Here is a 13,706-nt window from a genome sequence, read left to right on the forward strand (position 1 = left end):
TCGCGCGCCAGCAAGTTCCTACAGAAAAGCACTGCTGCTCTTGTAGGAACTTGCTCGCAATACGGCCAAGGCCCGCCGCCGGGCGAAAAACTGTCATCTGCCTGATTTACCCTCGGCGGGTTGCCTGGCCCGAGTCCCCTTGCCCGAGTTGTCACCATGCCCAAAGGCCCGATCCTGCTGCTTGTGCTGTTGTTCATGCTGGCTCCGGCCCGGGCCGAGAACTGGCCCGGTACGCAGTGGAGCAAAGGCCCCGACACCACCGGCCCGGCCCTCGAGGCCCTGGAGGCCTACGCTTTCGCGCCGCGCAACGACGCGACCCGCCAGGGCATCCGCACCGACGCCTTGCTGGTGATCCGCGACGGTCAACTGATCTATGAGCGTTACGCCGGCCCGACCACCGTCGATACCCCGCACCTGACCTGGTCCATCAGCAAGAGCCTGCTGGCCGCGGTGCTGGGCGTGGCCTATGGCGAGGGGCTGTTTCGCTTGCAGGACCAGGCCGCGACCTATCTTCCCGCCTTGCGCCAGCACCCGGACATCCGCATGGCGGACCTGCTGCACTGGGCCTCCGGCCTGGACTGGCAGGAGGACTACGAATACGCACCGTTGAAGTCCTCGGTGGTGGCCATGCTCTATACCCGTGGCCATAACGATATGGCGGCGTTCACCGCCGGCCACCCGGCCTTCAGCGCACCGGGGCAGGTGTTCCGTTATTCCAGTGGCGACAGCAACCTGCTGTCCGCCGCCCTGAAGGGCATGCTGGGGCCGCAGCGCTATGCCGACTATCCATGGCAGGCGCTGTTCGAGCCGCTGGGCATCGGCCATGCTGTATGGGAAAGCGACGCCAGCGGCACCTTCGTCGGCTCGTCCTATGCCTACCTCACCGCGCGGGATCTGGCGCGGGTCGGCTTGCTGATGCTGCGCGACGGACGCTGGGGCGAGCGTCAACTGCTGCCCCGGGACTGGGTCGAATTCAATCGCACGCCGTTCGCCGGTTATCGGGCGAACCAGGACGAGGCGGTGCCCGGCGGGCATTGGTGGCTCAATCGCAGCGTCGCGGGTGCCGCCTTGCCCTGGCCGGATGCGCCGGCCGATACCTTCGCCGCGCTGGGCCATTGGGGGCAGGCGCTGTATGTCATCCCCAGCGCGGGGCTGGTGATCGTGCGCTACGCCGACGACCGCGATGGCGGCTACCGCCACAACGAAATGCTCAAGCTCGCGATGGCGGCCTTTGCGCCCAGGGTGCAGCCATGAGCCGGCGTCCGTGGATCGTTCGCCATCCCTTTGCCAGCCTGCTGGCGCTGGCACTGCTGGTCCTGCTCGGCTGGGGCTGGCAGGAGCGGGTCGCCTTCCAGGCGTTCCCGGACATCCTCGGTGCCTACAGCGCCAAGGAGTACTGCTCCTGCCGGTATGTGATGCACAACGACGCGCAATACTGCGAGGGCTACGTGCAGCAACTCCTGCCGCTGACGGCGTTGCAGGACGATGCCGAGCGCAAGCGGGTCAGCGCCAGGGGCCTGGGGCGCAGCCACAGTGCCGTATGGCTGGGCGAACGCCAGGGCTGCCGGCTGGAGCCCTGAACGGCATCGCGCAATGATCGGTAAAGCTTTGCGCGGGCGCTCAGCGCCCTGCGCCTGCGGGGCGCGCCACAAGGTTCCACCCTGCGGAACCACATTCGATTGTCGCAGGCGACGGCTCGCGGTTATCTGAGGGCACGCCGCGATCACGCCTTGCTGCACCGTGAGACGCTCCGAAAAAAGAACGGGATTACACCCGGCCCGAGGAGATCCGTCATGACCCGCTTCCCGCATATCCTTGCCTGGCTCGACGACGTCGCCAGCGATCTGCGCATCGTTCGCCAGGACATTCATGCGCACCCCGAGCTCGGCTTCGAGGAGAACCGTACCGCGGCGCTGGTCGCCGGCTTCCTCGAGGAATGGGGCTACGAAGTGCACACCGGCGTCGGCAGGACCGGGGTGGTCGGCGTGCTGCGCAACGGCAGCGGCCCGCGCCGGCTCGGCTTGCGGGCCGACATGGATGCCTTGCCGATCGTCGAGGACAGCGGCGTGGCCTACAGCAGCCGCCATCGCGGCTGCATGCATGCCTGCGGCCACGATGGCCATACCGCCATGTTGCTGGGTGCTGCGCGCTACCTGGCCGCCACCCGCCAGTTCGACGGCACCCTGACGCTGATTTTCCAGCCGGCCGAAGAAGGCCAGGGCGGTGCCGAGGCGATGCTCGCCGACGGCCTGCTGGAGCGCTTTCCCTGTGACGCGCTGTTCGGCATGCACAACATGCCGGGGTTGCCCGCCGGCCACCTGGGGTTTCGCGAAGGGCCGATGATGGCCTCCCAGGACCTGCTCACCGTGACCCTCGAAGGCGTCGGCGGGCACGGGTCGATGCCGCACCTGACGGTCGACCCGCTGGTGGCCGCGGCCAGTGTGGTGATGGCCCTGCAAACCGTGGTGGCGCGCAACATCGACGCCCAGGAGGCGGCCGTCGTGACGGTGGGCGCCTTGCAGGCCGGCGAGGCCGCCAACGTGATTCCGCAACAAGCGTTGCTGCGCCTGAGCCTGCGAGCGTTGAACGCACCGGTGCGCGAACAGATGCTCGACCGGGTCAAGGCGGTCATCCATGCCCAGGCCCAGAGCTTCGGCTGCTCCGCCAGCATCGAGCACCGTCCGGCCTATCCGGTGCTGGTCAACAGCCCACTGGAAACCGAGTTCGCCCGCCAGGTCGGGGTGGCGCTGGTGGGCGAACAGGCGGTCGATGGCAACACGCGCAAGCTGATGGGCAGCGAAGATTTCGCCTGGATGCTGCAACGCTGCCCCGGCAGTTACCTGTTCATCGGCAACGGCCTGTCCCGGCCGATGGTCCACAACCCCGGTTACGACTTCAACGACGACATCCTGCTGACCGGCGCCGCCTATTGGGCAGCCCTGGCCGAGAGCTGGCTGGAGCCGGCCTGAGTTTTTCCCTTTCTTCTGCCGCTGAATCGGGCGCCCCTGGCGCCCGGCACTTCCCATAAGGGCTCGACTCGCCATCCGAGAGGCCCGACAAGAACAGAAGGACAGCGCTCATGCACGCTCCGAGATCGAGTGTTTCGCGTACCCGGCAAGTCGTCGCCGCCGTGATCGGCAACGCCCTGGAGTGGTACGACTTCATCGTCTATGGCTTTCTGGCCAGCATCATCGCCCGCCAGTTTTTCCCTTCCGACGACGACTACGCGTCGCTGTTGATGGCCCTGGCCACCTTCGGCGTGGGTTTCTTCATGCGTCCGGTGGGCGGTGTCCTGCTGGGCATCTATTCGGATCGCAAGGGCCGCAAGGCCGCCATGCAACTGATCATCCGCCTGATGACCGTCTCCATCGCGCTGATCGCTTTCGCCCCCAGCTACGCGGCCATCGGCATGGGGGCGCCGCTGATGATCGTCGTCGCGCGCATGTTGCAAGGCTTCGCCACCGGCGGCGAATACGCCAGCGCCACCGCGTTCCTGGTGGAAAGCGCACCGGCCCACCGCAAGGGCCTGTATGGCTCCTGGCAATTGGTGGGGCAATGCCTGGCGGTGTTCTCCGGGGCGGCGATGGTGGCGTTGGTTACCCACCTGTTCTCGCCGGAAACCCTCGACCTGTGGGGCTGGCGCCTGCCGTTCGTGCTCGGGCTGCTGATCGGCCCGGTGGGCCTGTGGATTCGCAAGTACATGGAAGAGCCGGAAGCCTTCATCGAAGCCCGCAAGCAGGTACGCGGCAATGGCCCGGGGCTGATCCAGGTGATACGCGAGCATCGGCGCAGCATCCTGGTGTCCATGGGGCTGGCCTGCGGGGCGACCGTCTCGTTCTACGTGGTGCTGGTGAACATGCCGACCTTCGCCCACAAGAACCTCGGCCTGCCACTGGACCAGGTGTTGCTGGTGCAGATGCTCGCGGTGGCGCTGATGACCCTGGTGATTCCGTTGTCCGGTGCCTTGTCGGACCGGCTGGGACGGCGCCCGGTCCTGCTGGCCTTCACCCTGGCCTTTTTTGTCATGGTCTATCCGCTGTACGTCTGGGTGGCCGCCGCGCCTTCGATCGAGCGCCTGCTGGTGATGCAGGTGTTGCTGTGCAGCGCCATCGGCGGTTTTTTCGGCCCGGCGCCGACGGCCCTGGCCGAACAGTTTCCGGTGCAGGTGCGCTCCACCGGCGTATCGGTGGCCTATAACGTGGCGGTCATGGTGTTCGGCGGCTTCGCCCCGCTGATCGTGACCTGGCTCAGCAAGGTGCTGGGTACGCCGGTGGCGCCGGCCTTCTACGTGCTGTTCGCCTGCCTGCTGACCCTGTTGGGCACTTATTGCCTGCACGAGGCGCCCAGGGCGAATAAACCGGACACACTGAATTTCGGAGTGAAGCCTTGATGGATAACGCAGAACAGACAATCGATCCGATCGTGGCCCTGGGGGCCGTCGAGCTCTCCCGGGCGATCCATGCCCGGAAGGTTTCCTGCCGCGAGGTGATGTCGGCCTACCTGGAGCGGATCGAGCGCTGCAACCCCAGGGTCAATGCCCTGGTGTCCCTGCGCGAGCGTTCGGTGCTGCTGGCCGAGGCCGATGAGCGCGACCGCCAGCTGTACCGCGGCCAGTCCATGGGCTGGATGCACGGCATGCCCCAGGCGATCAAGGACCTGGCGGCCACCGCCGGGTTGCGCACGACCCTGGGCTCGCCGCTGTTCACCGAACAACTGCCGGCCCACGATGCCATCAGCGTGGCGCGGGTTCGGGCGAGCGGGGCGCTGATCGTCGGCAAGAGCAACGTGCCGGAGTTCGGCCTGGGCTCGCACACGTATAACCGCGTGTTCGGCACCACCGGCAATGCCTACGACCCGGCCCTGAGTGCCGGCGGCAGCAGTGGCGGGGCGGCGGTAGCCCTGGCGCTGCGTATGCTGCCGGTGGCCGATGGCAGCGACATGATGGGCTCGCTGCGCAATCCGGCGGCCTTCAACAATGTCTTTGGCCTGCGCCCGTCGCAGGGGCGGGTGCCCCATGGTCCGGCCCCGGAGCTGTTCGTCCAGCAACTGGCGACCGAGGGGCCGATGGGCCGCAGTGTCACCGACATCGCCTGCTTGCTGGCCATCCAGGCCGGGCATGACCCCCGCGTGCCGCTGTCACTGCGGGAAGATCCGGCGATTTTCAACCAGCCCCTGCAACGGGATTTTCGCGGCGCACGCCTGGGCTGGCTGGGGGACTATGGCGGTTACCTGGCCATGGACGACGGCGTGCTGGCGCTGTGCGAAGCGGCGCTGGAGGACTTTCGCCAACTGGGCTGCGAGGTCGAGGCCTGCCAGCCGGCGTTTGCCATGGACGCGCTGTGGCAATGCTGGCTGGTGCACCGGCATTGGCTGATACAGGGCAGCCTGGGACCGCTGTATGTCGACCCGCAACAGCGTCGCTTGCTCAAGCCCGAGGCGCAGTGGGAAGTCGAGGGCGGATTGCGCCTGAGCGCGGCGGATGTCTACCGCGCCTCGCAGCTTCGCAGCGACTGGTACCGGGCCCTGGAGCGGCTGTTCGAGCGTTACGATTTCCTGCTGTTGCCCAGTGCGCAGGTGTTCCCTTTCGATGCAGAAATCCCCTGGCCGAGCCGGGTCGGCGGGCGGGACATGGACACCTACCATCGCTGGATGGAAGTGGTGATCGGCCCGACCCTGGCGGGCCTGCCGAGCCTGAGTGTGCCGGTTGGCTTCAACCCGGCGGGGTTGCCCATGGGCGTGCAGATCATCGGTCCGGCCCAGGCCGACCGGGCGGTACTGCAACTGGGCCATGCCCACGAACAATTGACGCAATGGGTCGCGCGCCGTCCGCCCGGTCATCCGTTGTAACCTTCGCCTGGAGTGACGCGGGGTTGGCAGGCCCGCATCTTGCTGGGTGAATCGCTCATCCATCCGCTTATCAGGGAGGTCGGCCTATGGCCTGCAAGGTAGAAAGCGGCAGCGTGCGCTCGGTCGAGCGGGCGTTGGCGATCGTCGAACTGCTGGGCCAGCATCAGGCCCTGGGCCTGGAAGAGTTGCATTACCTGACGACGCTGCCCAAGGCCACCGTGTCGCGCATGCTCTTGACGTTGCAGGAGCAGGGCTGGATCTATCGCGGGCTGAGTGACCGGCGTTACCGGCTGTGCGCCAGGCGGTTGTTCGGCGACCAGCAGCAGCGTTTCAAGCGGCAATTGGTGGAGCGGGCGGCGCCCTGGTTGCAGGCGTTGAGCGAGGGCACCGGGCTGGTGGTCGACCTGTCGTGTTTCGATGGCGAGCGCCTGGAGGTCATGGAAAGCTCGATTCCCGCGGTACTACGCAAGCGTTATCCGCACAACTGCCAGATCATCGGCCACTATTCGAGCCTGTTCCATTCGGCGATGGGCAAGGCCTGCCTGGCCGAGCTGGATCACGAGCAGGTCCGGCGCCTGGCCGTGCGCGAATGCATTTCCCAGGAAGAGCAGTACCGTGCCTGCGAACAGTCCCAGCACCAGGGGTTCGGCCAGCGTACCGAGGGCTATTGGGAATATCCGGTGCGCCTGCCGTTCCTGATCCGCGCGGTGGCCTTGCCGATTCGCGACCAGGGTCGGCTGGTGGGCAGCATGGCCTTGCACTGGCCGAGGGATCAGGCACCGGTGGAGCGAATCCTGAGCCTGCACCTGGCGAGCCTCGAGGCCACCGTCCATGAGGTCGAGCGCAGCCTGGCTTGAGCTGTACCTGCCCTGTAGCCGCCCTGTAGCCGCTGTCGAGCGACAGCGAGGCTGCGCCCGGTCGCGCAGCGGCCGCAACCCAGGCACCCGCTGCGCAGACCGCGTCACAATGTCGCCTATCTCGTCTCATGGCTTTGGCAATGCCTACAGGGAGCCAGGGATCTTTTACGACTTTGCGCACTCTCAGAAATCGCCGTTCAGGCCCCCTCGCTGTTTGCAAGCGCTCGCGGGCCGGTTAAGGTTCGGCTCAGATTTCTCGACCCCATGAGTCTTCAATGTTCAACCTGTCTTTTCCCAAGGCCCTGGCCGCTTTGCTGCTGGCGGGCGCCACCCTGCCGGCCCAGGCCAACTGGTACCTGGACAACGAGTCCTCGCGCCTGTCGTTCGTCAGCACCAAGAACGCCAACGTTTCCGAAGTCCAGCGCTTCCTGGTCCTGCATGGCAAGGTCGACGCCAAGGGCATGGCGCAACTGGAGGTCGAGCTGGACTCGATCAACAGCGGCATCCCGCTGCGCGACGAGCGCATGCGCAAGGAGCTGTTCGAGATCGAGCGGTATCCGGATGCCGTGATCAATGCGCAGATCAACCTGCGTCCGATCAACGACCTGGCGCCCGGCGCGCAGATCGAACTGCGCTTGCCGGTCAACGTCACCCTGCATGGCAAGCAGCACGAGTACAGCGCCGAACTCCTGGCCACGCGCCTGGACGACCGGCGTTTCCAGGTGGTGACCCTGGAGCCGCTGGTGCTCAATGCCGCCGATTTCGACCTGCTGCCGGGGCTGGAAACCCTGCGCAAGGCTGCCGGTCTGTCGGCGATCAGTTTGTCGGTGCCGGTGGGTGCGGTGCTGATCTTCACGGCGCGCTGACATGGCGGGCGCGGTCTTTCCCTGGCGTGAAGGCAATCGTTTCGAGTTGCTGATCGACGGTCCGAGTTTCTTCCCTCGGATGCTGGTGGCGATTGCCCGTGCCCGTGAGCAGGTGGAACTGGAGCTGTACCTGGTGGAGGCCGGCGCCTGCGCCGAGGCGATGGTCCAGGCCCTGACCCAGGCCGCCGAGCGCGGGGTGCGGGTACGGTGCCTGTTCGACGACTACGGCAGCCTGGCTTTCACCCTCGGCCTGCGCCAGCGCCTGACAGGCGCCGGAGTCGAACTGCGTTTCTACAATCGCTTGAGCTGGCGTCGTGGCGTGCGCAACCTGTATCGCGACCACCGCAAACTGCTGCTGGTGGACCAGGAGCTGGCGGTGGTCGGCGGCACCGGGGTCACCGACGAATTCTGGAACCCGCTGCAAGACAGTTGCGACTGGCATGAGGTGATGGTGGAGATCAGCGGCCCGCTGGTGCTCGACTGGCAATTGCTGTTCGACCGGCAGTGGATCGCCAACCGTCGTCGCACCGCCTGGAAACCGGCCTCTCACTTCGGCCTGCCACGCTTGCCGCGGGTGCCGGCCCAGGGGGAGGGCATGGGCCGGGTGGCCTACGCCGACGCCCGGCAACACCGCGACATCCTGCAATCGCTGGTGCGCGCGCTGAACAGCGGGCAACGGCGGATCTGGCTGGCGACCCCGTATTTCCTGCCGACCTGGAAGGTCCGGCGCTCCCTGCGCCGCGCGGCAAGCCGTGGGGTGGACGTGCGGCTGCTGCTGACCGGGCCGCGTACCGATCATCCGTCGGTGCGCTATGCCGGGCACCGGTATTACCCGCGCCTGCTGCGGGCCGGGGTGCGGATCTTCGAATACCAGCCGCGTTTCCTGCACCTGAAGATGGTGCTGATCGATGATTGGGTGAGCATTGGCTCGTGCAACTTCGATCACTGGAACCTGCGCTTCAACCTCGAGGCCAACCTCGAGGCCCTCGACCTGCCGCTGACCGACACGGTGGCCGCGAGCTTCCTCGCCGATTTCGAGCAGAGCCAGGAAGTCAGCCTCGAAGCCTGGAAGAACCGCCCACTATGGCGGCGAATCAAGCAACGGATCTGGGGCTGGGTCGACCGGCTGGTGGTGAACCTGCTGGATCGCCGCGACTGAACCTGTAGGAGCCAGCTTGCTGGCGATGCGGGCAACGCGGTGGTTCAGGCGGACCGCTATCGCGGGCAAGCCTCGCTCCTACAGGGGGCGGGGTGGTGTCAGGGAAATCGCCATCGCAGGCCGCTCCCCATTACCCGCCAGGCCCGGCTTCTGTAGGAGCCAAGCTTGCTGGCGATGCTGGTTACGCGGTGGGTCAGGTGGATCGCTATCGCGGGCAAGCCTCGCTCCTACAGGGTGGGAGCGAGGCTGCGGGGAGGGTTACAGCAGTTCGAAGCTCTGTTGCTTGACGTCCTGGGAGTCCAGGCCGATCTCGACCTTGAATTCGCCCGGTTCCGCGGCGTACTTGAGCTGGGTGTTGTAGAACTTCAGGTCGTCCTCGCTGATGCTGAAGCGGATCACCTTCTGTTCGCCGGCCTTGAGCTGCACTTTCTGGAAGTTCTTCAGTTCCTTGATCGGGCGGATCATGGAGCCGGCGACGTCCTGGATGTACAGCTGCACCACGGTTTCGCCGTCGCGCTTGCCGGTGTTCTTCAGGGTCACGCTGGCATCGAGCTTGCCGCTCCTGTTCAGCGTGGTCGACGACAAGGCCATGTCCGAAAGGCTGAACGTGGTGTAGCTCAGGCCATAGCCGAACGGAAACAGCGGGCCGGTGGTGTCGTCGAAATACTGCGAGGTGTAGTTGCCCGGCTTGCCCGGGGTGAAAGGCCGGCCAACGGTCAGGTGGTTGTAGTAGGTCGGGATCTGCCCCACCGAACGCGGGAAGGTGATCGGCAGCTTGCCGGACGGGTTGTAGTCGCCGAACAGCACGTCGGCGATGGCGTTGCCGCCTTCGGTGCCGCTGAACCAGGTTTCCAGGATTGCGTCGGCCTGTTGGTTCTCTTCGAGCAGCGACAGCGGCCGGCCGTTCATCAGCACCAGCACCAGCGGCTTGCCGGTGGCCTTGAGGGCCTTGATCAGCTCGCGCTGGCTGGCCGGAATATGCAGGTCGGTACGGCTGGAGGATTCGTGGGACATGCCACGCGATTCACCCACCGCGGCCACCACCACGTCAGCCTGTTGCGCGGCCTTCACTGCCTCGTCGATCAGTTGCTGGGCCGGACGCGGATCGTCCACCACTTCCGGGGCATCGAAGTTGAGGAAGTTCAGGTAGTCGACCACCGCCTTGTCGGCGGTGATGTTCGAGCCGCGGGCATAGATCAGCTGTGCCTGGTCGCCCAGGGCGCGGCTCATGCCGTCGTACAGGGTGACCGATTGCGCCGGCACGCCGGCGGCGGCCCAGCTGCCCATCATGTCGATCGGCGCCTTGGCCAGCGGGCCGACCAGGGCGATCTTGCCGGTTTTCTTCAGCGGCAGGGTGTCGTTGGCGTTTTTCAGCAGCACCAGGCTACGGCGCGCCACATCGCGGGCGTCGCTGCGGTGCAGGCGGCTTTCGGCGTTGGTGTCGGCCGGGTCCTGCTCGGCCTTGCCGATGCGCAGGTACGGGTCGGCGAACAGGCCCATGTCGTACTTGGCGGCCAGCACTTCCCGCACGGCGTTGTCCAGGTCGCGCTGGCTGACGTCGCCGGACTTCAGCAGCCCCGGCAATTCCTTGGCGTACAGCGAGTCGTTCATGCTCATGTCGATGCCGGCCTTGATCGCCAGCTTGGCCGCTTCGCGACCGTCCTTGGCGACGCCATGGCGCATCAGCTCGACGATGGCGCCGTGGTCGCTCACCGCCAGGCCCTTGAAGCCCCACTCCTTGCGCAGCAGGTCGTTCATCAGCCAGGTGTTGGAAGTGGCCGGCACGCCGTTGATCGAGTTCAGCGCCACCATGACCCCGCCGGCACCGGCGTCGATCGCCGCACGGTAGGGCGGCAGGTAGTCCTGGTACATCTTCACCGGGCTCATGTCGACGACGTTGTAGTCGCGGCCGCCTTCCACCGCGCCGTACAGGGCGAAGTGCTTGACGCTGGCCATGATGCTGTCGGCGTTCTTCGGGCTGTCGCCCTGGTAGGCCTTGACCATCACCTTGGCGATGCGCGAGACCAGGTAGGTGTCTTCGCCGAAGCCTTCGGAGGTGCGGCCCCAGCGCGGGTCGCGGGAGATGTCGACCATCGGCGCGAAGGTGATGTCCAGGCTGTCGGCGGCAGCTTCCCGGGCGGCGACGCGCCCGGAGCGACCGATGGCGTCCATGTCCCAGCTCGACGCCAGGGCCAGGGGAATCGGGAAAATCGTGCGGTGGCCGTGGATCACGTCGTAGGCGAAGAACATCGGGATCTTCAGCCGGCTGCGCATGGCCGCGTCCTGCATCGGCCGGTTTTCCGGGCGGGTGATGGAGTTGAACGTGCCGCCGATGCGGCCGGCGGCGATTTCCTTGCGGATCATCTCGCGGGGCATTTCCGGCCCGATGCTGATCAGGCGCAACTGGCCGATCTTTTCATCGAGGGTCATCTGCTTGAGCAGGTTGTCGATAAAGGCGTCCTTGTTCTGCAGGACCGCCGCGGAAAAGGGTTTCTCCTGGGCCGGCGCCGTGACGGTGGCGGCGAGGGCAGGGTGACTGGCCAGGCTGACCAGCAGCCCCAGCAAACACAGCTTCTTCATGAATATTGTTCTCTAGGGCCTGAAACGGACGCGCTATGGGCGCATCGGGGGGCCAAAAATTAGGGAGCGGCTCATAACGGAACGACTATTGTTGTTCGGATAAATGCAGCACACTTCTGAACTCTTTTTTCTGAACTCTTTTTCGTGCTGGGCATCTTTTAGCCGATTGGCTCGATGCATTCCAGTCGCAACGGCAGATTATGCCCGATGCATCCGGCTGAAGGGCCACAGGTTCAATTCCATTGGTTGCAAGGAGCGTCACCACGATGAACGTACGACAAAGCCTGCGCTCGAGCTGGCCGGTCATGGCATTGCTGCTGCTCGGCAGCTTGCTGAGCGGTTGCGGCATCAACAACATCCCGACCCTCGACGAACAGGCCAAGGCGGCCTGGGGCCAGGTACAGAACCAGTACCAGCGCCGTGCCGACCTGATCCCCAACCTGGTGGAGACGGTCAAGGGCTACGCCAAGCACGAGCAGGAGACCCTGACCGCGGTGATCGAGGCGCGGGCCAAGGCGACCTCGATCCAGGTCGATGCCAATACCCTGGACAACCCGGAAAAACTCAAGCAGTTCCAGCAGGCCCAGGACCAGCTGAGCGGTGCCCTGAGCCGGCTGATGGTGGTCTCCGAGCGCTATCCGGACCTCAAGGCCAACCAGAACTTCCTGGCTTTGCAGTCGCAGCTCGAAGGCACCGAGAATCGCATTGCTGTGGCCCGGCGCGACTTCATCCTCGCGGTGCAGAAGTACAACACCGAGATCCGAACTTTCCCCGGCCGCCTGTGGCACAGCGTGATGTACAGCAACCTGCCGGTGCGCGAGACCTTCGAGGCCACCACCCCCGGTGCCGACAAGGCGCCGGAAGTGAAGTTCTGATCGAGCGCCAGCCCTGGGCCGCGCGTGCGGCCACGGGGCACGGCCCGGCGTTACCACGGATGAGGTTCCAATGCGCGTGTTGAGAGTTGGCCTGGTGCTGTTGCTCTGGGTGTTGGCGATAACGGCCCAGGCCGAGCTGAAGTTCCCGGCGCTGAGCGGGCGGGTGGTGGACAACGCCCAGATGATCGAGCCGGCGGTGCGCCAGCAACTGACCCAGGAGCTGGCCTCCCACGAACAGGCCACCGGCGAGCAGGTGGTGGTCGTGACCCTGCCGGACCTGCAGGGCACCAGCATCGAGGATTTCGGTTATCAGCTGGGGCGCTACTGGGGCATCGGCCAGAAGGACAAGAACAACGGCGCGTTGTTGATCGTCGCCCGCGACGATCGCAAGCTGCGCATCGAAGTCGGCTATGGCCTGGAAGATCGCCTGACCGACGCGCAGAGTGCGGTGATCATCCATCAGGTCATCACCCCGGCCTTCAAGGCCGGCAATTTCAGCAAGGGCATCAGCGACGGTGTGTCGGCCATGCTGCTGGTGCTGGGCGGCAATCCGCTGGATGAGCCGAGCGCGGCCTATGCCGGCGGCGAGCGCGGCGCTGATTTTTTCGAGCGCCATCCCGGCGTCCTGGTGTTCCTGGTGCTGCTGTTCATCGTGACGATTTTCGTCTGCCAGATGCTCGGTATCCTGCCCAGCGGTGGAGGGCGTGGCGGTTCCGGAGGCTTTGGCGGAGGCGGCTTCGGGGGCGGCGGTTTTGGCGGCTCCGGCGGTGGGGGCTTCAGCGGCGGCGGTGGTAGCTTTGGCGGCGGCGGATCGTCAGGCGGCTGGTGATAAGAATAATGATGAACAGAGGAAGACATGGCACTACTGAGTGAGTACGAACAACGGCAGGTCGCCGAGGCGATCGCCCGGGTCGAGCAGCAGACCGATGCCGAGCTGGTCACCGTGCTGGCCGCCCGCGCCGACGACTACGCCTATATCCCGTTGCTCTGGGCCAGCCTGCTGGCGCTGATCGTGCCGGGCGTGGTGCATTACGCCACCGGCTGGCTGAACATGCACCTGTTGTTGTTGGTGCAATGGGCGACCTTTATCGTGCTCTGCCTGGTGTTTCGCCTTCCGCGGATCACCACCCGCCTGATTCCGCGCTCGGTACGCCACTGGCGCGCCTCGAACCTGGCCCGCCGCCAGTTTCTCGAACAGAACCTGCACCACACCGTCGGCGGCACCGGAATGCTGATCTTCGTCTGCGAAGCGGAGCGCTATGTGGAGATCTTGGTGGACGAGGGCATCTCCCGGCGGCTCGACGACAAGAGCTGGGACGCCATCGTCCAGGCCTTCACCCGGCAAGTGAAGCAAGGGCAGACCCTGCAAGGGTTCCTCAGCTGCATCGAGGCCTGTGGCGAGCTGCTCAAGGTGCATGTGCCGGTGACCCAGGTGCGCAACGAACTGCCCAATCGCCTGGTGGTCCTGGGCTGAGCCCGTTGCTGCAGGCGTCTCCCCTGGAATTCTGTACCGCCGGGTAAA

The 13,706-nt window shown here is 65.7% G+C and carries 12 protein-coding genes; 11 read left to right on the forward strand and 1 reads right to left on the reverse strand.

The window, feature by feature from the left end; translation table 11 throughout:
• Positions 1-156: 156 nt before the first annotated feature.
• The 8 genes from TO66_RS06830 to TO66_RS06865 all read left to right on the forward strand — a co-directional run bounded on the left by TO66_RS06830 (position 157) and on the right by TO66_RS06865 (position 8,729).
• Positions 157-1,254: a serine hydrolase gene (locus TO66_RS06830; RefSeq protein WP_044461615.1), complete on the forward strand. Its 1,098-nt coding sequence runs from the start codon at positions 157-159 to the stop codon at positions 1,252-1,254.
• Positions 1,251-1,580 (forward strand): hypothetical protein, encoded by a 330-nt coding sequence (locus tag TO66_RS06835; protein WP_044461616.1) that lies wholly within the window; start codon positions 1,251-1,253, stop codon positions 1,578-1,580. Before TO66_RS06830 ends, TO66_RS06835 begins: the two co-directional genes overlap by 4 nt.
• Before the next feature lie 213 nt (positions 1,581-1,793).
• Positions 1,794-2,969 (forward strand): M20 aminoacylase family protein, encoded by a 1,176-nt coding sequence (locus TO66_RS06840; RefSeq protein ID WP_044461617.1) that lies wholly within the window; start codon positions 1,794-1,796, stop codon positions 2,967-2,969.
• A 110-nt stretch (positions 2,970-3,079) separates the two neighbouring features.
• Positions 3,080-4,390 carry a citrate-proton symporter gene (locus tag TO66_RS06845; RefSeq protein ID WP_044461618.1) on the forward strand — a complete coding sequence of 437 codons (1,311 nt, stop codon included), beginning with the start codon at positions 3,080-3,082 and terminating at the stop codon, positions 4,388-4,390.
• The gene (locus tag TO66_RS06850) at positions 4,390-5,847 is read left to right on the forward strand and encodes an amidase (RefSeq protein WP_044461619.1); all 1,458 of its coding nucleotides are present in this window, start codon (positions 4,390-4,392) and stop codon (positions 5,845-5,847) included. Before TO66_RS06845 ends, TO66_RS06850 begins: the two co-directional genes overlap by 1 nt.
• An 86-nt stretch (positions 5,848-5,933) precedes the next feature.
• A complete protein-coding gene (locus tag TO66_RS06855) occupies positions 5,934-6,704 on the forward strand; it encodes an IclR family transcriptional regulator (RefSeq protein WP_044461620.1) in 771 nt (256 codons plus the stop codon).
• Between the two features lie 275 nt (positions 6,705-6,979).
• On the forward strand, positions 6,980-7,570 hold the full coding sequence (locus TO66_RS06860) for a YceI family protein (RefSeq protein WP_044461621.1): 591 nt from the start codon (positions 6,980-6,982) through the stop codon (positions 7,568-7,570).
• Position 7,571: 1 nt separating this feature from the next.
• Complete coding sequence (locus TO66_RS06865) at positions 7,572-8,729, forward strand: phosphatidylserine/phosphatidylglycerophosphate/cardiolipin synthase family protein (protein WP_044461622.1); 1,158 nt, start codon at positions 7,572-7,574, stop codon at positions 8,727-8,729.
• Positions 8,730-8,987: 258 nt separating this feature from the next.
• On the opposite strand, the gene bglX is transcribed toward TO66_RS06865, so the two are convergent.
• The gene (bglX, locus tag TO66_RS06870; protein WP_044461623.1) at positions 8,988-11,309 is read right to left on the reverse strand and encodes a beta-glucosidase BglX; all 2,322 of its coding nucleotides are present in this window, start codon (positions 11,307-11,309) and stop codon (positions 8,988-8,990) included.
• Between the two features lie 266 nt (positions 11,310-11,575).
• On the opposite strand from bglX, the gene TO66_RS06875 reads away from it, so the two are divergent.
• The 3 genes from TO66_RS06875 to TO66_RS06885 all read left to right on the forward strand — a co-directional run bounded on the left by TO66_RS06875 (position 11,576) and on the right by TO66_RS06885 (position 13,658).
• On the forward strand, positions 11,576-12,184 hold the full coding sequence (locus TO66_RS06875) for a LemA family protein (RefSeq protein WP_044461624.1): 609 nt from the start codon (positions 11,576-11,578) through the stop codon (positions 12,182-12,184).
• A gap of 70 nt (positions 12,185-12,254) precedes the next feature.
• A complete protein-coding gene (locus tag TO66_RS34120; RefSeq protein ID WP_044461625.1) occupies positions 12,255-13,013 on the forward strand; it encodes a YgcG family protein in 759 nt (252 codons plus the stop codon).
• Between the two features lie 27 nt (positions 13,014-13,040).
• On the forward strand, positions 13,041-13,658 hold the full coding sequence (locus TO66_RS06885; RefSeq protein ID WP_044461626.1) for a TPM domain-containing protein: 618 nt from the start codon (positions 13,041-13,043) through the stop codon (positions 13,656-13,658).
• The last annotated feature ends 48 nt before the right edge of the window (positions 13,659-13,706 follow it).

It is taken from the genome of Pseudomonas sp. MRSN 12121 (assembly GCF_000931465.1).
GTDB lineage: Bacteria > Pseudomonadota > Gammaproteobacteria > Pseudomonadales > Pseudomonadaceae > Aquipseudomonas.